The organism is Nitrobacter sp. CN101 (genome assembly GCF_055390255.1).
The window spans coordinates 4,030,666-4,047,984 of sequence record NZ_AP038833.1 but is presented as its reverse complement, the minus strand read 5'-3'; the positions used below and the strand labels follow the sequence as shown (position 1 = coordinate 4,047,984).

25 protein-coding genes are annotated in these 17,319 nt (G+C 57.9%); 3 read left to right on the top strand and 22 right to left on the bottom strand.

What is annotated here, in order from left to right; translation table 11 throughout:
- Window positions 1–16 precede the first annotated feature (16 nt).
- From ACZ5IL_RS20290 to ACZ5IL_RS20265, 6 genes are all read right to left on the bottom strand, one after another.
- A complete protein-coding gene (locus ACZ5IL_RS20290) occupies window positions 17–1,159 on the bottom strand; it encodes a tyrosine-type recombinase/integrase (RefSeq protein ID WP_464594248.1) in 1,143 nt (380 codons plus the stop codon).
- Between the two features lie 298 nt (window positions 1,160–1,457).
- Window positions 1,458–2,012 (bottom strand): hypothetical protein, encoded by a 555-nt coding sequence (locus ACZ5IL_RS20285; protein ID WP_464594247.1) that lies wholly within the window; start codon window positions 2,010–2,012, stop codon window positions 1,458–1,460.
- 57 nt (window positions 2,013–2,069) lie between these two features.
- Complete coding sequence (locus tag ACZ5IL_RS20280; RefSeq protein ID WP_464594246.1) at window positions 2,070–2,246, bottom strand: hypothetical protein; 177 nt, start codon at window positions 2,244–2,246, stop codon at window positions 2,070–2,072.
- A complete protein-coding gene (locus ACZ5IL_RS20275; RefSeq protein ID WP_464594245.1) occupies window positions 2,233–2,370 on the bottom strand; it encodes a hypothetical protein in 138 nt (45 codons plus the stop codon). Before ACZ5IL_RS20275 ends, ACZ5IL_RS20280 begins: the two co-directional genes overlap by 14 nt.
- On the bottom strand, window positions 2,367–3,008 hold the full coding sequence (locus ACZ5IL_RS20270) for a twin-arginine translocation signal domain-containing protein (RefSeq protein WP_464594244.1): 642 nt from the start codon (window positions 3,006–3,008) through the stop codon (window positions 2,367–2,369). Before ACZ5IL_RS20270 ends, ACZ5IL_RS20275 begins: the two co-directional genes overlap by 4 nt.
- Window positions 2,995–3,333 (bottom strand): hypothetical protein, encoded by a 339-nt coding sequence (locus tag ACZ5IL_RS20265; protein ID WP_464594243.1) that lies wholly within the window; start codon window positions 3,331–3,333, stop codon window positions 2,995–2,997. Before ACZ5IL_RS20265 ends, ACZ5IL_RS20270 begins: the two co-directional genes overlap by 14 nt.
- A 95-nt stretch (window positions 3,334–3,428) precedes the next feature.
- On the opposite strand from ACZ5IL_RS20265, the gene ACZ5IL_RS20260 reads away from it, so the two are divergent.
- From ACZ5IL_RS20260 to ACZ5IL_RS20250, 3 genes are all read left to right on the top strand, one after another.
- Window positions 3,429–3,638, top strand: a complete 210-nt coding sequence (locus ACZ5IL_RS20260) for a hypothetical protein (protein ID WP_464594242.1) — start codon at window positions 3,429–3,431, stop codon at window positions 3,636–3,638.
- Window positions 3,639–4,125: 487 nt separating this feature from the next.
- Window positions 4,126–4,473 (top strand): hypothetical protein, encoded by a 348-nt coding sequence (locus ACZ5IL_RS20255; protein WP_464592464.1) that lies wholly within the window; start codon window positions 4,126–4,128, stop codon window positions 4,471–4,473.
- A 170-nt stretch (window positions 4,474–4,643) separates the two neighbouring features.
- Window positions 4,644–4,928, top strand: coding sequence for a hypothetical protein (locus ACZ5IL_RS20250; protein ID WP_464592466.1), 285 nt, complete (start codon window positions 4,644–4,646; stop codon window positions 4,926–4,928).
- 502 nt (window positions 4,929–5,430) lie between these two features.
- Here the strand turns inward: ACZ5IL_RS20250 and ACZ5IL_RS20245 are convergent.
- From ACZ5IL_RS20245 to ACZ5IL_RS20170, 16 genes are all read right to left on the bottom strand, one after another.
- Complete coding sequence (locus ACZ5IL_RS20245; protein ID WP_464592280.1) at window positions 5,431–5,634, bottom strand: cold-shock protein; 204 nt, start codon at window positions 5,632–5,634, stop codon at window positions 5,431–5,433.
- Between the two features lie 93 nt (window positions 5,635–5,727).
- Window positions 5,728–6,345 carry a hypothetical protein gene (locus ACZ5IL_RS20240; protein WP_464594241.1) on the bottom strand — a complete coding sequence of 206 codons (618 nt, stop codon included), beginning with the start codon at window positions 6,343–6,345 and terminating at the stop codon, window positions 5,728–5,730.
- A complete protein-coding gene (locus ACZ5IL_RS20235; RefSeq protein ID WP_464594240.1) occupies window positions 6,338–7,231 on the bottom strand; it encodes a hypothetical protein in 894 nt (297 codons plus the stop codon). Before ACZ5IL_RS20235 ends, ACZ5IL_RS20240 begins: the two co-directional genes overlap by 8 nt.
- A gap of 151 nt (window positions 7,232–7,382) precedes the next feature.
- Window positions 7,383–7,658 carry a hypothetical protein gene (locus tag ACZ5IL_RS20230; protein ID WP_464594239.1) on the bottom strand — a complete coding sequence of 92 codons (276 nt, stop codon included), beginning with the start codon at window positions 7,656–7,658 and terminating at the stop codon, window positions 7,383–7,385.
- Window positions 7,655–9,070: a hypothetical protein gene (locus ACZ5IL_RS20225; RefSeq protein WP_464594238.1), complete on the bottom strand. Its 1,416-nt coding sequence runs from the start codon at window positions 9,068–9,070 to the stop codon at window positions 7,655–7,657. Before ACZ5IL_RS20225 ends, ACZ5IL_RS20230 begins: the two co-directional genes overlap by 4 nt.
- Entirely contained in the window at window positions 9,067–9,213 is a 147-nt protein-coding gene (locus ACZ5IL_RS20220; protein WP_464594237.1) for a hypothetical protein, read from the bottom strand. The genes ACZ5IL_RS20225 and ACZ5IL_RS20220 overlap by 4 nt, the downstream gene beginning before the upstream one ends.
- A 1-nt stretch (window position 9,214) precedes the next feature.
- Entirely contained in the window at window positions 9,215–11,260 is a 2,046-nt protein-coding gene (locus tag ACZ5IL_RS20215; protein WP_464594236.1) for a phage tail tape measure protein, read from the bottom strand.
- Complete coding sequence (locus ACZ5IL_RS20210) at window positions 11,261–11,506, bottom strand: hypothetical protein (RefSeq protein WP_464594235.1); 246 nt, start codon at window positions 11,504–11,506, stop codon at window positions 11,261–11,263. It lies immediately after the preceding gene.
- Complete coding sequence (locus ACZ5IL_RS20205) at window positions 11,503–12,141, bottom strand: hypothetical protein (protein ID WP_464594234.1); 639 nt, start codon at window positions 12,139–12,141, stop codon at window positions 11,503–11,505. The genes ACZ5IL_RS20210 and ACZ5IL_RS20205 overlap by 4 nt, the downstream gene beginning before the upstream one ends.
- 104 nt (window positions 12,142–12,245) lie before the next feature.
- Window positions 12,246–12,953, bottom strand: a complete 708-nt coding sequence (locus tag ACZ5IL_RS20200; RefSeq protein WP_464594233.1) for an ATP-dependent Clp protease proteolytic subunit — start codon at window positions 12,951–12,953, stop codon at window positions 12,246–12,248.
- A gap of 2 nt (window positions 12,954–12,955) precedes the next feature.
- Window positions 12,956–13,453, bottom strand: a complete 498-nt coding sequence (locus ACZ5IL_RS20195) for a hypothetical protein (protein ID WP_464594232.1) — start codon at window positions 13,451–13,453, stop codon at window positions 12,956–12,958.
- A gap of 60 nt (window positions 13,454–13,513) precedes the next feature.
- Window positions 13,514–13,747, bottom strand: a complete 234-nt coding sequence (locus tag ACZ5IL_RS20190) for a hypothetical protein (protein ID WP_464594231.1) — start codon at window positions 13,745–13,747, stop codon at window positions 13,514–13,516.
- A gap of 34 nt (window positions 13,748–13,781) precedes the next feature.
- Window positions 13,782–14,204: a hypothetical protein gene (locus tag ACZ5IL_RS20185; protein ID WP_464594230.1), complete on the bottom strand. Its 423-nt coding sequence runs from the start codon at window positions 14,202–14,204 to the stop codon at window positions 13,782–13,784.
- An 834-nt stretch (window positions 14,205–15,038) separates the two neighbouring features.
- Window positions 15,039–15,554, bottom strand: coding sequence for a hypothetical protein (locus tag ACZ5IL_RS20180; protein ID WP_464594229.1), 516 nt, complete (start codon window positions 15,552–15,554; stop codon window positions 15,039–15,041).
- A gap of 230 nt (window positions 15,555–15,784) precedes the next feature.
- Entirely contained in the window at window positions 15,785–16,687 is a 903-nt protein-coding gene (locus ACZ5IL_RS20175) for a hypothetical protein (RefSeq protein WP_464594228.1), read from the bottom strand.
- Window positions 16,684–16,899: a hypothetical protein gene (locus ACZ5IL_RS20170; RefSeq protein ID WP_464594227.1), complete on the bottom strand. Its 216-nt coding sequence runs from the start codon at window positions 16,897–16,899 to the stop codon at window positions 16,684–16,686. The genes ACZ5IL_RS20175 and ACZ5IL_RS20170 overlap by 4 nt, the downstream gene beginning before the upstream one ends.
- Between the last annotated feature and the right edge of the window lie 420 nt (window positions 16,900–17,319).

Genomic DNA, 17,319 nt, shown 5'->3' with positions numbered 1-17,319 from the left:
AAAATAATCACTCCTCTCATTTTCGGCCGCCCAAGCTTCGCCCAGAGAATCCTGTTCGCGCTGCGTTCAGAAACTCGGGCGAGTGGTGACCATACGTCGTCTCTATGACCTTCTCTGTGGTGCCGACGAAGCCGGCAACCTGTCTGATCGGCACCCCGTTTTGAAGAAGCCAAGTGATGCAGGTGTGCTTGAGCACGTGTGGCGTCACGTCTTCAGCCAGTCCAGCTAGCTCCCGCGCGCGATGCCATCCCCTGCGCTCTTTTGCGATCAACCTCCCGGCATACTCGACGGGGCCGATAGTGGTCGCGCGCCGCCAACGCTTCAGATGCGGGATAAGGCGGTCCGGGATGGGGGCTGGGACGCGGCGCTTGTTGCTGTCGACTTCGCCCTCGCCGCGGCGATACATGACGCCGCGATCTAGATCGAACCAGCCGCCCTTAGAATTCACGCCCCAGCGCATATTGAGGTTCGCTTCGTGCCTGGTACCTGTGTAAAGGCCAATCAGGATAAAGCGAGCAACATGATAAGACGGCTGAAATAGGCGGCCCCACCGACTCGGGTTGCGGGATTTGACGTCAAACGCCGTCGCTGTGAAGCCCAACGCGCCCGCGATCAGGGATGTCGCCTCCTCCCTCGTGAGCCACCTTTTTCGTGGCTCGCTGTCGGCGGGTAGGGCGACTGGAACGGGCTGGGACAACTTCCGTTCGAGGTACGCAAAGTTCAGCGCCGCAGTCAGCGTCACGAGTTCACGTCGCGCCGTGGCTGATTTGACAGGCCGGCCAAGCTCTCCCGCCATCCGGCGTTTGGCGTAAGATCTGCAACTTTCACCGCTGATCTCCCAACAAGTGCTGGAGCCGAAGTGCTTCAGCAATGGGATTAAGTGATATCCCACTAACTCGGGGTGAGCGTTCGTCGGTGCTTTTTCCTTACCGTAAAAGGCCAGCACGTCAGCGACAGCTACCTCGGAAGGGTGACCACTTTTCCATGCGGGCCGGTGCTTTCTGGCAATGTAGTCGGCGAGGGCCTTCTCAGCTGCTCTGCGATCGTCTGGGCCGCAGCCAGTGCTGACTTCGATTGATCCGTCGAGGATAACGAGGACGGCCGGGCGACCTCGCCGCCGCCGTGTGAACAATCGTATTCCTTTCGATGGCCGCGGCATGCCGCCCTCATTTGTTCGATGTTGCGGAGTGTCGTGAAATCCTTGTTGGCGATGCGCTCATATGCCAGCCGACCGCGGCCTATCTCGCGTCGCAGACCACTGGCCGTCATGGACCCGTCCGGGAACGCGATCGCGGCCGCTGCCTTTAGCCGCAAAGGCGTGTCCGGTCCGATCGAATTGAAGTCCTGTTCCTGAGTCATTTGCCCTTCCGTGCAATTCGTCAACGTTCGCTACCGTTTTCGCAAGGCTGGCGCGCCAGGTCATAGGAATTCTTCGGGACCGAACTTTTACCTACGGGTCAGAGATGAGACTTCAGGCGTTTCCAGATTTTGTCGACCGAGTCTTCGGAAAGGCCCAACTGACCGGCAACCAATGAGCAACCGCTCGGTAAGCCGCCATTTGATCTTGCAGTTGCGCCCCGTGTCGGCTTCATATTGAACGGAGGGCGCCGCAATTCATCCACCATGAAGAGAATGGCTATATCCCGGAGCAGGTGCGATTGCTGGCTCTCGCCCGGCCTCCGTTTGATTGGAAACTTTTTTGTTTCAGACATAAACATAGTAAGAAAACTGCTTGGTTCGCCGCGATTAATCTGTTCGAGCCAAAGCTGCTCCAAGGCATCATAGGCGAGCCCCCACCCCTGCCGAGCATAGTCAGCCAGTAACATCTGGTTATTGAGGGATCCCGCCGCGAACAGCTTGAACATGTGGATCGCAACTTTCCGGCCGTCATGTGGCTCCAACATGCCGGCGCTCACACCGAGCACTTCAATCTTGTTCGAGTGTGTCCAGGCGACCCATTCCGCAATGTGATCTAGGGCTAGCGCCTCATTGATTGTTGCCGGAACCGTCACAATTTCCTCGAATCTGTAACTAGCCCGCCAGCATATCACCGGCGGGCTGATTTCCTCTCACTTGCGGAGAGTCAGCACATTTTCGGGAAGCGGTTCGACCCGCTTTGGCATCAGGAACCGCTCTACGATTTCCCGCGTAGCCTCGATGACAAGCAGGGCGTCGTTGGCGTTGTCCGGCAACTGACTTGCCAGAGCGAGAGCTTGGCGCCGATGCCAGTTCTCAAGGTTCGACATGGGCCACCGCCTTCTTTTCGGCCTCCGCGGGCAGCAGCGATATTGAGGCGGCGATATCGATCTCTGCCTGCAGCCATTCCTCTAAGATGGCCCACTCGGCCGCTTTCCTCTGGTCCTCTGTCATGGCGCCACCTGCTCGATCTTGAGGTCGCTAGCATTCCCCCAAGCGCCATCCTCTCCTAGCCTCATGATGTCGAATAACACCGAGCGAGCTATTATGCCGTCGGCGCTATCCATCATTGCCGCTGTTTCGGTCTTGAACCTCAGCTCGGTAAGGTTCGTAGCGTCAAACGCAGCAAACTCCTTGACCGCCACAATGTAAGCGGCGGCGAGTTCGCTTCTCTTGACCTTGGGCGGGACAAGTCGAGCTTGGCGCATCGCGTTCTGGTGGCGTGTATGCCAATCGCTGCGGTAAGTCTCGCTGTAGCCCTCATCGCCCGGCAAGCGAAGGTCGGGCAGCGGATTTCGTTTCTCCCAGTCCCTAACCGCTCTATCTCGCATATTGCACTCGGCGTTGACGGCCCTCCATTCGGACAGGCTGTCGCGAATCCGAATTCTCGTATCGATAAAGAACGGTTCAATGTCGGCGTCAGCGGGAAACGAATTCTCGTCTGAAATTCGTTTCACCACTGCCAACGCCTCAGCCGGCCCTACATGAGCCGTCAGAGCCATTGCGGTGCCAGCAGCGGTCAAGGCGGCCGCATTGGTTAGGAAGCCGCGGCGGGAGGTATCCAAAGGCGAGCGTCCGTTAGGATCCGACATGGCTGAAGCCCTCCTCAACGTCGAGCGTGCCGCCTGTCGCACCGCCGCGGGTCCAGCCGAGCCCGGGCTCAAAATCGCCGTCTGCCTCCCGCTCGTCCATGGTGTAGCCGTCGCTGACATCGAGGAAGGCGATCAGACGGTCGATCTCGGCGGATGCCCTTTCCCGTAGCTTTTTGACGCGCTGGCGGGCTTTGCCGGCTCGACGATCTTGGGCAGCCGCGGCGGCTGGATTGTGGGGGTGCGAACGACGTTCTGCGAAGGTCTGGCCTATGCCAGCATCTTTCGCGAGCACAGCTGTGCTATTCTCAGAAACAACCTGAGCCATGACTTACCTCATAGTTTGGGCCAGGCTCGTCGCGGTGTCTTCAGCACCGTGGCGGGCCGCTTGTTTTCCAAGCTTGGAAACGGTATTACATAGTCATGAAAAAGGCAATACCCAAGGCGCACGGTGGCGCGCGGCCCGGATCTGGCCGGCCTGCGACAGGGAAAGATCCCGTTCGAACCATGCGCTTATCAGACGAGTTTATTGCCTCGGTCGATACGTGGGCCGCGAAGCAGCCTGACGAACCAGGCCGCTCCGAAGCCATCCGCCGCCTCGTAGAGATCGGGCTGAAGGCGAAGCACAAGTGACAGTGGGCGAACTGCTAGTCGCGACGTTCGCGGCAGCCAGGGCTACAGATCCAGCGCTTTAGCTGGTTGGATGCGCGCCCTAGTTAAAGTCAGTGGACTTCCTATATAGAGAATATCGTAGGCACGATACCAACAGGCGCCAGCGACAGAGAGACACTCCAGTGCTCCCGCCCACAAAAGGGAGCTCGCTATGTACGCCATGGTCTACCCGAAACATCTTCAGAAAAGTTCTGAGCGCAGATGGGCAAATCGTGTTGCTCGTGAACTTCCTGTTCGATGGTCGCGTCCCGAGGGACCCAACACCTGCTTTTGCGCAGCATCGGTGAGTTCGCAATATTCGTCCGATGTCGTCACCAACAAGCGGCACTGTTCTAAATGTAATGCCCGGTGGACGACGGAAGCATCCGCTCGGTGCGGCTGACCCGCCCAGATTTCCGCACCCTTCTCTCTCGCCGGCTCAAGTATTTGTCTAAGAATGGAGGCACCCATGCGGCGGACCACGACCTATACAGAGTGTGGCACCCGAGAGATGGGAAAGGCGCAAGATTTCCTCACAGAGAAACAAGCAGGAAGCGGCGCAGTCGCGATCGAAGAAGTGCAGGACGAATTGGCTCGTGGCGATTGGGGGCGGATCGCCACCGAAACGTTTGGTGAACACAAGTCATACTGGTTTGATGACGGTTCGCGGCTGGTATCCGGAAAGTTTAATGAAGAGGAATTTATTATTCGAGCAGATCCGTCTTATTCTGAAGAGGATTTTCAGAAGATGACGCCGGATGAAGTCGAGGATCATCGCGCTATGATTGAGTCATTGAATGAATCGAACAATCAGTGAACCCCTGAAATACAAGCACGCCGCTTTGCAGATCGGGACGCCGCCGCCCGCAAGCTGCTCGGGCTGAAGGCGAAGCGGTAGTCGTGACCGGAGCGCGTGCCTCACGGCTTTTTGGTGGTTGCCCGCCGATCCGCTTGAGCAATTCCCTGGCAGGGCCGTATGGTAGCGCCATGACTACAGCAAAAGAGTTCGTCGACTTCTGGCTCGACGTAAGCGTTCACGCGGACGAACAAGAGGGCGCTCGTCAGGGTCAAGCCGCCGTTCAGCGCTTGGCCGATAACCTGCTTAATGCTGCGCGCGAACAGGGGTTCTCAAAGGAGCAGGTCGAAGCCGAGCTTGGAGACGACCTCGAGGCTTACATCCGCGCCAGCATTGATCGCCAGAACGTTGCTGAAGGTGTCCGCCTCCGCGATGAACCCGATCTGCTAGAGACGAAAGCTCGTACAGAAAAATAATCGCAACTAGGGGTTCAAAAACCGGGCGCCCGAATGTCTTACTATAGATAGATTGAGGAACGCTCTTTTACCCCCCGCGTTGAATCGCCCGGAACGGGACTGATTACCGCGCAGTACCGAACCCGAATTGGCCCGCTGGCGCTTCCCCGGCGGGCCTTTTTGCGCCCGATGGAATGAGTTGAGCGTTCAGCTCCATGCAACTAAATCGTGCTAGAACGTTTATAAGCTCTCATCCTAGGGGAGCGCCCAGTGACTCCAGGCAGCGAACTGCTCCAACGCTACTTTCTGATGTTAATGGCTGTCGGAAGCTTAGCCGTTGTTGTCGTGTCCCTCTACGGCATGTTTCTTTTGAATTGATCGCCGCTGCTCAAGCGGACCCGGAATAGAAAACCCCGCCGGAGCGGGATTGAGTTGCAAGCGAGCTGCCGGCGGAAAAGCAAATGGCCCGAAGCATAGCCCGGGCCATCCACATCGCGAGCGAGCGTACATCCGGCTCAGCTCACTAGCCTATCCGCAGGTTCTCCGCGCTCTCTTTGCCGCGGTTCGCCACGACTTCGTAGGACACCTTAGCGCCCTCTGCCAAGCCGGTGAATCCTGCCTTTTCCACGGCAGAGATATGGACGAACACATCCTTGCCGCCGTCGTCGGGCTGAATGAAACCATAGCCCTTTTGTTCGTTGAACCACTTCACAGTACCAATCGCCACGTTAGTCTTCCCCAAAACACTGAAGTGCGATTACAGCCATAAGCTACGAGAAATGCAAGTTAGGACCTGCCAGAGACGTTCCGCTGAGCTCGATCAACCAGACTTTCCGCCTTCGCGAACGACCAAATCCTGCTGGCCGCCACTGGTTGCCAATCTTGCACTGTACCAAACGAGGTCTTGCATGAGTCTGACGGCGCCCAACGCATAGCGAAGCGCATAAAGGCTGCTCGCGACTGAAAGTGCCATTACCGTCCTTTGTACGGAAAGCAGGCTCACATAGTCGGACAGGAAAGATGGCAGCCGATCCAAAACGCTCAGAAACAAGGCCATGCCCGATAGGCAAAGAGCCGCGACCTGCGCAATGTGAATAAAGTCCACGTGGAAGATATAAGTATTAAGAAGGTTATGTTTTCGCAGAAACGCTGCCATTTCGGGTCGGGAAGCGATCTCATAAATTTTTGCAAAACTTCCCCAAGAAAGCCCTAGCAGAAGCCCGTTGATGGTGACTTGCGCGGCAAAAAACGCGACTGAGATCTCGGCCTTATTCCAAAAGTGATCTTCAGGCGTGGCGAGCGCCGCCAGCATCCCCACAATTGCACAAGCTACCGCTAAGGTCGGTATCAGCTTTTTGGGTCCGTACCGACGCACATCGTCTCGAAGGTCATCGAGAAGGGCGACGAAAAATCCTGGACGGCCTAGCGGGTCAGCCATAAAGATCGATAAGCGCTTTAACGACAGCGCTTTCCTCCTCTTCAGCGGTATCGGACCGCTCTATATAGACCTTCAACGTTCGATTTTGAGCGGCAGTTTCGAGATTCTTTTTCTTCTCGGTGCTAAATTTAGGTTGGCTTATGCTCGCGCGAAGACCGTCTGGGGTGGTTCCCGTCGCACCATATTGACCATATCCAGCATCGGTGAGTCCGCGTGCCTCGGCAATCAGTCCAGCATGACTATCGCGCATGTCTTGCTCGCCGGCAGGTTTAGCAATGGCGCGAAGGATGCCAACGCCGTCATTCTGCATTAATTCGTCCATGACATCCCCCGGCTTTCGCGGGGTCGGATTGAACGGGCGTACTGTAAAACTGAATTGATCAAGACTCCACGTCTCAAGTGCTCGTTGAGCGTCCTGCGGCGTTCCAGCAAAGCTTACCGTCACGTCGATATCATCGCGATGACTCTCTAATATACCGCGAAATCTTCCGACAGCAGATCTAGCACCCAAAGAGCGTTCGCTTAAGCTGTCGTCAACTGCGACAACACGAAGAAGAGGAACCGCTACAAATTTGGTATGTCGGATCTCATCTGTAGGGACAATCTCGTTTTGAACATCGTCATTTGTTCGGTCGTATCGACTTCGCTCTCGGAATTTAATGTCCTGAGCAACCTCCCAGGTATGCACGCTGTATCCGTGCATAGATTTGCTGCGGGGCTTCATCAAGTAAGTGTCGAAATCGTCTGGATCGGGCTCACGCACCCTATATGCGATCGGTCTACCCAGCACCGAAACAAGCAGCGAAAGCTCTTCTGATGCCGACAACGGAGATTCGTCGACTAAAATCTGATAACGGCAGAATAGATACGAAGTCTTTTTGGCCATTGTCCCTCCCCCAGCGCGCGCAACATGCCACAACGCCAGCGAGAGGCAATGCTAACTGAGCACAACTCACACGCGATTTGACTGGGGGGGGGGGTCGATGAAGACCGCTCCAAGTCGCGGGAATAAAGCCCCGCTACCGCGGACGGGGTAACTAACCGCTCCCCTTCGGCTTCAGATCCGCCAGGAAGGGACCTATGCCGAGTCTACCCGCCGCGAGATCCACTCGGAGCACTTCGGCATCCACCTTCTTAAGCACCGCCAATCCCTGAATCATCATTTCCAGTGCGAGCAAATCCTCTCTCGCGGTCGATCTCTGCCGAGCGGCGAGCCATACAGCCTCGACCGCGATTTGAGCCTCTGCGCATTCAAATTGGGAAGGCGGCTGTTCTGACATCGGATGGTCGTTTGATCGCCGATGATCTGTCACGGCAACACCACCACTGCGCATTCGGTGATGCTGGTCGGCTGGGTGATGCCCATTACCTGCTGTGTCACACCGCCATTGATCGATCCGACGGTTCCAGAAGGTGTGAAGAGGCCGGCCGAGGTGACCGCGCCGGCCGAGCTTGTCGGGAAAAGCGAGGAACCCGCCGAAACGTTAATGCCCTGCTGAGCAAATCCGATGTCACCGCGGTTTGAGGTGACGTTCACGGCGCCCTGAATGCCAACAAACGCTGGCGCAAAATTCGGCAGGTTCGCTTTTGCGATCGTATTTGTCTGCGCTCCGCCCGTTGCGCCAAGTACCGTTGAACCGCCCCCGGAAATGACGCTACTCAATCGGGCCGCCGACGTTCCTCCCAAATCATCGCGCCCCGCCAGCACGCGGCCACGGCAATCCTTCACGCCGACGGTCGTGCTGTCGCCGCCCGAGCCATAGCCCGGAATGACGACGGAGATGGACTGCGCTCCGTTGGCGGTCGCGGTCTTACTCATGACGATGGTCGACGACGTCACGTTGGAAATGACGGTGCCAGCCTGGACCCCTGTGCCTTCAACAGGCATTCCGGCGCCGAGGCCTGCGGTATTTGCCACTGACGTTATAGTGTTGTTGCCAGAGGTGAGCGTACCGCTCTGGGTCCGCGTCATCGCCGCGAAATAGTCGGGATAGGTCGCGCGAGAGACAGCTTGGCCAAACCCCAATAGAGACTTGGCCGGCACCTCGGCAAAATCTCCATAAAGGATAGTCCCAAGTGGAAGAGCAGGATTGACGACACTCGACCCGTCGATTTTCGTGATGCTGCTGATGCGCCAGTTGCCCGAGCCGAAGTAGATAGCTTCGGCTATGTCGCCCGCCGTTGCAGTATAGTCGCGGGCGCCCGGTAGGATCAGCGAGGTTGCATTATAAGTGATCGGGGTCGCGCTGCTGAAAGCCAATTTTTTGATTTGGCCCGCAACACAAGCTGACCCAAAGCTGGTAATCGTCGTGGTGCCAGAGATCGTCTGAACTGCAGCTGGTGACGCGCAGATATCGGTTGTGCTGGCTGCAGTGACGGCGCCAGTGCCACCCCCTACCGGGGGCGCCCAGAGATGGTTTGAGGCATCCATCGCACCGAGCGCAATCCAAGACGTGCCGTCATATTGCTTGAGAATATTCGGCGTCGTCGACGTATCGAGCCAGACCTGCCCCTTGACGGCAGAGGCCGAGCAGTCCGTCGCCGGCGCCGACGCGCCGGAATTACTTGAGATGAGCGCAGCGATCCCCGCGTTGATATTTTGCGCCATCGTGAGGCCAGACACGGTGCCCGTGGTCGGCATGCAACCGGTGCCCTGAGTGGCATAGGCAGGCGACGCGAGCGCCAACCAAGTCAGCGCAGCGAAAATTGAATTGCGGGACTTCATTTGGATGCGCCTTTCGTCATGTCGCAGGCTGCAAGCTGTTCCTGCAGAAAATTGTCGCATTGCTTTGAAGGCCGATGCGTGAATGCGATGGCTGTGACGAGTGCAATCGCCACCAGGCCAGTGATGATGCCTGTAAGTTTCATTTCATGTGCTCGCTAAGCTTCCGCGCGGACGGGAATGGTATCGGATGCGATCGTCGACCACTTGGACCATCGACGACCTGACAGCATTTGCTATAGCCGAAGCGTCCGTTGGACTTGTGCCTTCCGGCACCTGGATGTTGATGTATCCAAAATGAATGGAGTTGCTGCCACCACGGGCCCTGGTCGGTGCCTCAGGATAAATTCTCCCCACCGCACCACCGTCGGCAAACCGCGGCAAGGAGCCGTTATTGATCAGATCAAGAAGGCCTTTGTTGCGAGCAGCCGCTTCCGCATTGATGACGTATTCTCCAGGACTTAGGCGCGCGACAATATTGTCCGAGCGCGGCCCGCCCGGCCCCGAAATGAGACCGCCATCAGCATGGCCACTCAGGGCCGCAAAAGGATTGAAGCCGGACCCGGCAACGCCGCCAAAGGCGGACGACAGCCCGCGCATGAGCGGCTGAACGATCGCCGTTTGGATAATGATTTTTTCAATGTCCCTCAGGATACTCGCGGCCATCGCGGTAAAGCCATCACTTACCGATTTCGTGCCGCTCACAATGTCGGCGAGGCCCGACGTAAGGTCATTGTCGATTGAGGACGAGATCTGATGCAGCGCGTCGTTGAAGCGAAGCGTCGCGGCTTCGCTGCTGGCCATAGCGGCCGGCACATCGTTGCCGAATTTCTCCGATAGCCGCCGTGCGATCGAGACATCGGAATCGGACAGCAGTGCTGCCTGCTGGCCGAAATCGATCTGACTATTTATTTTGGCCTGGGCCAACTTTCCAGCCGCTGCCGCCGCGCGATCCTCCAACAATTTGAACGCCGCCGCTTGTTCAGCTGTTTCCTTCCCGCCATTTGCCTGCACGGCGGCAGCCTCGGCAGCTTCTGCCCGAAAACGGGCTAAGGCCGCTGCCCCCTGACCGACTGCGGCAGCATCGGCCTGGGTGGCCTCAATATGCTTGTTTAACGAGGTGATTGCCCGATCGACCGCATCGACGTCAGAAGAGCTGGACCCGCCGGACACTGGCACCCTGGTCGCCGGTCTCCGTAAGTCAGGCGCATCTAGCGGCCGCGATTTCGGAAGAGGAACTCCCTCCTTCTCAGCACCACCCTCAACAGCCGCGGCGGCTGCCGAAGCCGCGCCCTTCGTCGCGTCGAGAACCTGTTTTAAGCCCGACCACTTTTCGATCGCCGGCTGAACCCAGTTCAAGCCGAACCCCTCGGGCCTATCCAACAGGCCGCCTTTCATGAGGTTCAGTACGCCTAAGGCGAAGTCGGCGAATTTCGAAAGAGCGTCGCGCGCTTCGTCAACCAGAGTCGTCGCGATATAGCCTTTCACATGATCGACCGCAGCCTTCCACGCCTCGTCGAAAGCCAATGCGCTTTGTCGTAGCCTATCCAGGTCCGGCGCCGCATCGCTTGCGGCCTTAGTAAGCCGCAGAACCTGGTCTCCGCCCTGCGAATAGAATTTACTCAAACTCTCGGACTGACCGAGCTGCTTCGCGAGATCGAGCTTTTCGATTGGCTTGAGCGTGTTCTGATACAAGTCCCCGGTTATCCGGATGGCGTCCTGAAGCGTCAAGGCGTCCCGAGCGATCCCTTGCAGCACCGCTGGATTCGCATCGAGTAATTTCGACAATCCGTTGGTGCCGCCGCGTTGCATTTCATCCAGCTGCTGAGCCAGATTGCGAACGGATTTCGTAACATCATCGACCGGAGCGCCGAGTTTGCCGGCCGCTTCCTGTACGCCGTAAATCCAGCTCATCGACTCGCCGACTTGCTCGGACACCCTTCCGAGATCGATGAAGCGGTCCTTCGCCTCTTTGACGATTTCGACTATTTTCTCGAGCGCGGTCGTGGAGATATTTCCCAGAAAGTTTCCAAGAAATGATCCGCTAAACGAGGGATTGATCTTCGAAAACCGATCCTCAATCTCGGATGCTGACCGGTCGGCGATGTCGCCGGCGCGCTTCATATCCCGCTCGAATTTTGTTAGCTGCGCGCTCAACGCAACAACCAGCGCCGCCGTGCTATCGCCAGCCATCTAATCTGCACTCCGAGTGTTTATCCATGCCGCCTCGTAAGGACGAGGATCGAATGCCTCCTCGTCAGTTACTTCGCCGAGCATGAAAGACGCTCCGACAAAATGCCCCCGATCGTCCGGCGCCGTCAGCATGACAGTCAGGCCGTCTTCACAGAGCGTGCATTCGACATCTCGAGGAGCCCGATCAAGTTGGAGGTTCAGCTTCAGGCAAGCGCCAGCGAAGCTGGTCAGAACGGAAGCGATCATCGAGCGTCCCTTCCCTTCTTCACAGCTAGCTGCCACGCATCGCCGGCGCCCGGCTTCTCGCCGACGCTCGCGCGCTGTGCGTGCCAAACTGAACCGCCCTCAGTGACAAAGTTGCCCGCGCCGTAGACTTTTTCCGAAGCCCAAACGCCGAGATATTTTAATTCCGGCCGCGCCTCGAGCGCTTCGATCCGCGCGAGCAGCTTCTTTTCGACTTCGTTGCGGCGGTCTCGTCCATAAGCCGATAAAATGCGCGCTTCGGTCTGCACAAAAGCAAGTGTGGCAAGAATCGCGGAATGCTGCCCTTGTGAATAGGAAACTGAGCGATTGCCGTTTTTGAGGCTCTTGCGAACCACGTCCATGTGGTGGACGATCCCCGCCAGATTAAAGTTGAAAAGCTTTCCGGTCATTTCGTCGAATGCTGCACCTGTCGGAACAGCATCCACACGATTCAAAAGGGGATCGATTTCATCGCCCGGATTAGATTTGAAGTCGACCGGCATCGGCCAGGCCAGTGCTGCGCCTTGTCGAGTAGGCTGTGCGGGAGAAGCGCTCTCATCTTCTACTCCGGCCAAAGCCTTCGTGCGCAAGCCAGACAAGCGCTTCAGTTCCTGCTCAACCACTGCTTCCGCCGCCATGATATCGCCGTCCCAACCGCCGTCAGGGAGCCGAAGCGGTTTGGCATCGAGGTCCGCCTTGCGGGCCTTCAGCGCAGCGATCTTGGCTTCGATCTCTTCAAGCTTCACGACGTTGCTCCTTTGCGAAGGAGCGAACCGGCGCAACGGCAGGCATCGAAAAAATTCTCGGTCAAGACACGCGGCGGACAGACAATTCCGGGCATCGGAACTCGGGCCATTTCTGGCCAGCCCGGGTTGAGTTCATCGCCTTCCAAACTATGAACGAGACCGAGCGAGATCGCCTCCGCGACGTCCAACATGGTTTCTGTCTTGATCTCATCGCGAAAGAGGTCGATCCGACTGCCGGTGCGGTCAGCAAGCAGCTGGGCGTTCTCTTCATCTAAAGCGTGAAGCTTCTCAGCTGCCGCGCGCAACTCGCTCGCGGTGACCATTTCCGACAAGGCATCCCGAGGGTGACGTGTTTGATGGATCAAAAACACGGCGTCATGAGAGGCAATCCGAAGACTTGCGGCCAGGAAGATGATAACAGCCGCAGAATAGCAGTAGCCTCTTGCCACCGCAGACACTGGCACCGGCTGGTTTCGGAGCGCGGCATAAATCTCGGCGGCTTCTCGGACATCGCCGCCCGTCGAAGCGATGATCATATGGATGTGGCAAAATCCGCCCCGGGAAATGACGCGCCTGACGGAAGCCGCGTTTATGGGTTCGTCTGGGCCGATCGATCCGATTAACTTCAATGTCAAAATGCCGTCAACAACATCCGCAACCGGCACGGAGATGGACGCGACTTGGCTTGGCGCGAAATTCAGCATCGTCAACCCTTCGCGACCTGATTAACGATGAGATCTAGGACAGGAATCGATGCTGGCAGCGCCGGCGCACGAGCACCATTTCGATCCAGAGCTTCCGAGGTTTCGTTGAAACGAGCCAGGGCATCGTAAAGAGTCTTGGCAGCAAGGCTGATATCATTCGCGGCTTGTTTACGAACCGGATCCAACGCCTCGCGAATAGCCGCGATCGACGCCGGCCTGGCGGCCTCTATCTGTCGTCGAATTTCCGCTGACGTCTTCTCAAGCGCGTTCTTTCTCGCCGTCAACGTCGCCACCTTCTCCGCCGCAGCTGCCATGGTCACATCGGTTTTGTTTTTGAAGGGACTCGAATATTCGTTCGACGCGTTCTCCTGTTCGACCGACAGATTCCGGAAGACCGCACGGAGCGACGCTTGCGCCGCCTCCAACTGGGCTTCGAGCTCCACTAGATCGGTTGGCTTAGCCGCAGCTACGATCGAAGCGACGTCGGCGTGAGAGCTCATAGTTTTCTTCCAAAATTTCAGCATCTGGAGAATCATAGCAGAGCGGAATTTTCGCTTCCGTCACGCGTGACGCTTCAAATTCTGAAGCGCCGTAACAACAGCTTCACTAAGGATGGAGACGTTTTCCGCGTCCCAGTCTTTGACGGCACCGACATCGGTCAGGACGTCAGCCACTAACCCGGCATCAAGAACGACAAGCATTTGACCGGACATCAGCGGGACGCTGACGAGCCGCTCCCCACGCCGCTTGCGTTCGCGCCGTTCCCTTGAACGTTGGGCGTCAGTTTTCGGCATTTAGTTTCCGCACGGGGGCACGGTCCACGCTTGTTCAGTCCAGCTCCGCGAGCATGCGGCCGAAATTTTGGGAGAAACCTTCACGGCTGAGACCGAGCGCTAGGCGCGTCTCGTCGATATCGGCGCCGAGTGCAGCCATCGCTAAGACAAACTGGGCCTGCGTAGCCACGGCCAACGCCTTCACGATAGCGCCGGCAGCTGCCGGAAACTGGTCTGGACCGTCGGCTACAGGATCGTGAGGTTTCCGTTTGCGTCCGGCATTATCCCGCTTGCCGCCGCGACCGACGCCTTTTGATTTTGTCATTGCGTACCCCATCCGTTTGAATTTCTGTTTGCTGATCTGCTGGTTGATCATGGCTAAGTGGTTGATAGAGCTAAGGTCAGCGTCCCTTTGATTGATGCTGAAAATTCCCTGACGGGAAAAATTCTGCGCGTGAGTAGGGCGCCGGTAGTTCATCGGCGACGGGTTCACACATCGGATCTACCCCCCACCCATTGCGGGTCGTTGAGATAGAGCGCGGCGAATTGGCTGGCCGACATACCCAGCGCGCGACGGATGTCGTCGAGGGGGGCGCCGAGCGCGAGCGCGGCGACAACGAACGCGAGAGGCCGACAATGCCTCACGGACCTAGCCAGGAGTGCAACCCTCGCGTCGCCGCAATAAGCACAGTGCAAGTTTCCAGCTTTTGGCTTTCGGCCGGCGCCTGGGCGCGCGCCTCCGTGGCCGCGTTTGATTTCTTTGATTTCGCGATCAATCTGTCCCGTCACCGATCTAACTTTCAAACATTTCAAGATGACTTTCCAATCAATGGCTTACTCAGATCCTTTCCGCCTCCAAGCCCGATGCCCCGCCTTTGATTTTCGTTCTCAGTGCAAACGCAGCTTGGGCGCCGGTACGCGGTGTGATGTACTGACGGCTCAAACCCACCCGCCCCCCGGCCTGACGTCATTGAGAGCGGTGCTTCAAGCGCTCGAGCGCGGCGCAGATCGCCGAGTAGTCCGTCTCGGGGATCGTCTTCATCCATTCGGCATGACGCCTGGCCTGTTCGGCTCGCTCCGCTTCCCAGGCGGCACGCCGGGCTGCTCGAGCCGGAACGCTGTACCGACCGTGTTTTAGGGCGTTGCTGTTGCCCGGCTGACCGCCTCTTTTCCGTCCCTGCATTCGTTTCCGACCATTTCTTGAAATCTGCGGGATTTGACGTTCGACTTCCCGGCCGGTCCGGGATTGAATGGGGCTCAAGTCGGAAGGACCCCGCCTCCTCAGCTAGCGCGCTGCCGCTCTTCGCGAACATCATTGCGCCCACCCGCTGTCCTTATGGGGCATCCGCTGCAGACCGGGCAGGGCATCCAACCGCTGGCGCATCGACGCAGCAGACGCATCATCGATTGCACCGGCTGATCGTCGGCGATTGGCTTCCTGCAGTACCTCAGGCGGAATCCAATTCGTGTTTCCGCAGCTGTCGAGAAGTCCCAGGCAAATCGCGAGGAGCCGTTCGAAGTCCCGGCTGATCCGCTCGCGGGCCGCTGCCGCGGCCGCCTTTGCCACACCAAGGCGCTGGGCAAAGTCACGGATCGCCGTGGCTTCCCCGTGCTGGCGGCGCGCTTCTTGGGAAAGCGCTTCCAAAACCTCAGCTATGGCTGGCACGAAGGTGTTCGAACGACGCAGCTTGCGGCACGCGTTCGTGAGCGCGCCGATCGACGGCTTCTCGCTGGCCACGTCCTCGATCAGAGCGACGCCGAATATACTGAGATCCTGCTTTGCAGCGTTCGGAAATGAGCCGATCAAAATCTGCAGTTGCCGCTTCAACTCTTGCGGTTCCGCTGGCCTACAGTCTTCCGAAATGGAGGCATCGATTGCGGCTAAGCCGGATACGGTCTCAGCCTCGGAGATCGCCGCGTCGATCCGGATCAGAAATTCCTTCGAGCGAGCGGAGGTTGCTTCGATGGCCAAATCCGATAGTGCCGCCGAAATCCGACAAACATTCCCGATCTCGGAAATCGATGCGTCTGCGTTGTCGACAATCCTGAGAAGTCTGTTCACAGCTCGACCCCCTCGATGGCGGCGATCGCCGACATGGCGCCGGTAGGTCGCTGATCACGCAGGGGGCGCTTGAGGCAGCCCGTAACGAACCCGATCGGATCCTGAGCTTCCTCCCGCTGCGCGCGGGATATGGCATCGATGATCTGACCGTCGCTGAACGACTTACGCCAACGGCCCAGAATCCGACGTGCTTGGTCTGGGGTGAGATCGGCAGTGCGCTGTAGATATTTTCGGCACTCGCCGAAAACCGTCCCCGCCGGTGTTTGTGTGAACTCTGGGTCGGGAATCTTAGCAGGCTGCACAGGCGGTGCCGGTTTAGCCTTTGCCAACGTGACAACGTTGCATGCGGGCTGCTCCCGCGCGCCGCCGTTCCCGTTAGGGAACGGAAGAATCTTATCTTCTTCTAGGTTTGTTTCTCCTATTTGCGTCGATTTTGAATCACGGAGTGCGTCAATCGGTGCGTCGGTTACTGCGTTGATCGGTGCGTCGCGCTCCGATTTGTCCGGCGAGGCCGACTTGTTGAATTCGTTGTAATTCCTGATGGTTATGACCGTCACGTCCCGCGTCGACACTGCGTCGATCAAAGCGTCGGTTGCTGCGTCGCTCTGCGCGTCGGTTGCTGCGTCGCCGGTGCGTCGCCCGGAGAGGCGAATAAAAAACCGTCTGACCCTCGCTTCTGACCACCCCCATCGAGCCGCGAGAAACCGTGTCGACGCCGCAAACTGACCCCGCTGAAGGTCAACGACAGCGCGGCCGATACGGTCCTGCCGGGGCTTCCATGCCGCTGCCGCTACAATGAAGAGGAAGGCCTCTCGCTCGGAGAGCGGTTCCGGAGAAAATGCCTTGTGGTCGAAAATGGACCGAGGCATCGCGATATAGCCGCGGGATGGGTCCATCATCGGACAACCTCCGCGCCCAGGAAGTCGGCCAAGGCTCTCACGCCAGCGTCCGCAAGAGAGGCATCCTCAAAAATCACGGAGGACTGCCATCGACTGCCGTGCGATTCGTACAGCACCGCAAATCGTTCGCTGTCGTCGCTCGGATCGCGCATCTTTCTGACGGAAACGGTTCCGCCGATCGCGCGGGTCGCAATCTGGTGGGGCCACGTCATGACGCGCCCTCACCATATGCGAGCTGAGCGATGACGACGGCAGTCGCGTAGCTGACCACACACAAGCGAGTGATACGATTTGCTTGCCGAAAAATCAGATCGTCGCTAAAGTCACGGGGCTTCATGACTGCTTTGCGATTGGCCCTGCCGTTTGCCGCGGCGGGGCTTCGCATTTCAGAGGGTGGATCGTCGCCCAAGAAACGCCCAAGATTGACGTGATCCGAACGTGAACGGACGGGAACGTTTCGAGCACCGTAAGGGCGATTTTCGCTGAAGTTTCCGTCAACACACTGTGTTGACATGGTAGGGGTCACAGGTTCGATCCCTGTCGCGCCCACCACCAAGTCTTTGTTTTAGCTGATGAATTTTATTTGGTGCGAAATCGCCGCTAACTGCGGGCTTTCTCGCATTGTTTAATTC

Coding starts and splice junctions, on each gene's coding strand:
- ACZ5IL_RS20290 (WP_464594248.1), bottom strand. CDS start 1,159: ATGCCGCGGCCATCGAAAGGAATACGATTGTTCACACGGCGGCGGCGA.
- ACZ5IL_RS20280 (WP_464594246.1), bottom strand. CDS start 2,246: ATGTCGAACCTTGAGAACTGGCATCGGCGCCAAGCTCTCGCTCTGGCA.
- ACZ5IL_RS20275 (WP_464594245.1), bottom strand. CDS start 2,370: ATGACAGAGGACCAGAGGAAAGCGGCCGAGTGGGCCATCTTAGAGGAA.
- ACZ5IL_RS20270 (WP_464594244.1), bottom strand. CDS start 3,008: ATGTCGGATCCTAACGGACGCTCGCCTTTGGATACCTCCCGCCGCGGC.
- ACZ5IL_RS20265 (WP_464594243.1), bottom strand. CDS start 3,333: ATGGCTCAGGTTGTTTCTGAGAATAGCACAGCTGTGCTCGCGAAAGAT.
- ACZ5IL_RS20260 (WP_464594242.1), top strand. CDS start 3,429: ATGAAAAAGGCAATACCCAAGGCGCACGGTGGCGCGCGGCCCGGATCT.
- ACZ5IL_RS20255 (WP_464592464.1), top strand. CDS start 4,126: ATGCGGCGGACCACGACCTATACAGAGTGTGGCACCCGAGAGATGGGA.
- ACZ5IL_RS20250 (WP_464592466.1), top strand. CDS start 4,644: ATGACTACAGCAAAAGAGTTCGTCGACTTCTGGCTCGACGTAAGCGTT.
- ACZ5IL_RS20240 (WP_464594241.1), bottom strand. CDS start 6,345: ATGGCTGACCCGCTAGGCCGTCCAGGATTTTTCGTCGCCCTTCTCGAT.
- ACZ5IL_RS20235 (WP_464594240.1), bottom strand. CDS start 7,231: ATGGCCAAAAAGACTTCGTATCTATTCTGCCGTTATCAGATTTTAGTC.
- ACZ5IL_RS20225 (WP_464594238.1), bottom strand. CDS start 9,070: ATGAAGTCCCGCAATTCAATTTTCGCTGCGCTGACTTGGTTGGCGCTC.
- ACZ5IL_RS20220 (WP_464594237.1), bottom strand. CDS start 9,213: ATGAAACTTACAGGCATCATCACTGGCCTGGTGGCGATTGCACTCGTC.
- ACZ5IL_RS20215 (WP_464594236.1), bottom strand. CDS start 11,260: ATGGCTGGCGATAGCACGGCGGCGCTGGTTGTTGCGTTGAGCGCGCAG.
- ACZ5IL_RS20210 (WP_464594235.1), bottom strand. CDS start 11,506: ATGATCGCTTCCGTTCTGACCAGCTTCGCTGGCGCTTGCCTGAAGCTG.
- ACZ5IL_RS20205 (WP_464594234.1), bottom strand. CDS start 12,141: ATGGCGGCGGAAGCAGTGGTTGAGCAGGAACTGAAGCGCTTGTCTGGC.
- ACZ5IL_RS20200 (WP_464594233.1), bottom strand. CDS start 12,953: ATGCTGAATTTCGCGCCAAGCCAAGTCGCGTCCATCTCCGTGCCGGTT.
- ACZ5IL_RS20195 (WP_464594232.1), bottom strand. CDS start 13,453: ATGAGCTCTCACGCCGACGTCGCTTCGATCGTAGCTGCGGCTAAGCCA.
- ACZ5IL_RS20190 (WP_464594231.1), bottom strand. CDS start 13,747: ATGCCGAAAACTGACGCCCAACGTTCAAGGGAACGGCGCGAACGCAAG.
- ACZ5IL_RS20185 (WP_464594230.1), bottom strand. CDS start 14,204: ATGAACTACCGGCGCCCTACTCACGCGCAGAATTTTTCCCGTCAGGGA.
- ACZ5IL_RS20175 (WP_464594228.1), bottom strand. CDS start 16,687: ATGATGGACCCATCCCGCGGCTATATCGCGATGCCTCGGTCCATTTTC.
- ACZ5IL_RS20170 (WP_464594227.1), bottom strand. CDS start 16,899: ATGACGTGGCCCCACCAGATTGCGACCCGCGCGATCGGCGGAACCGTT.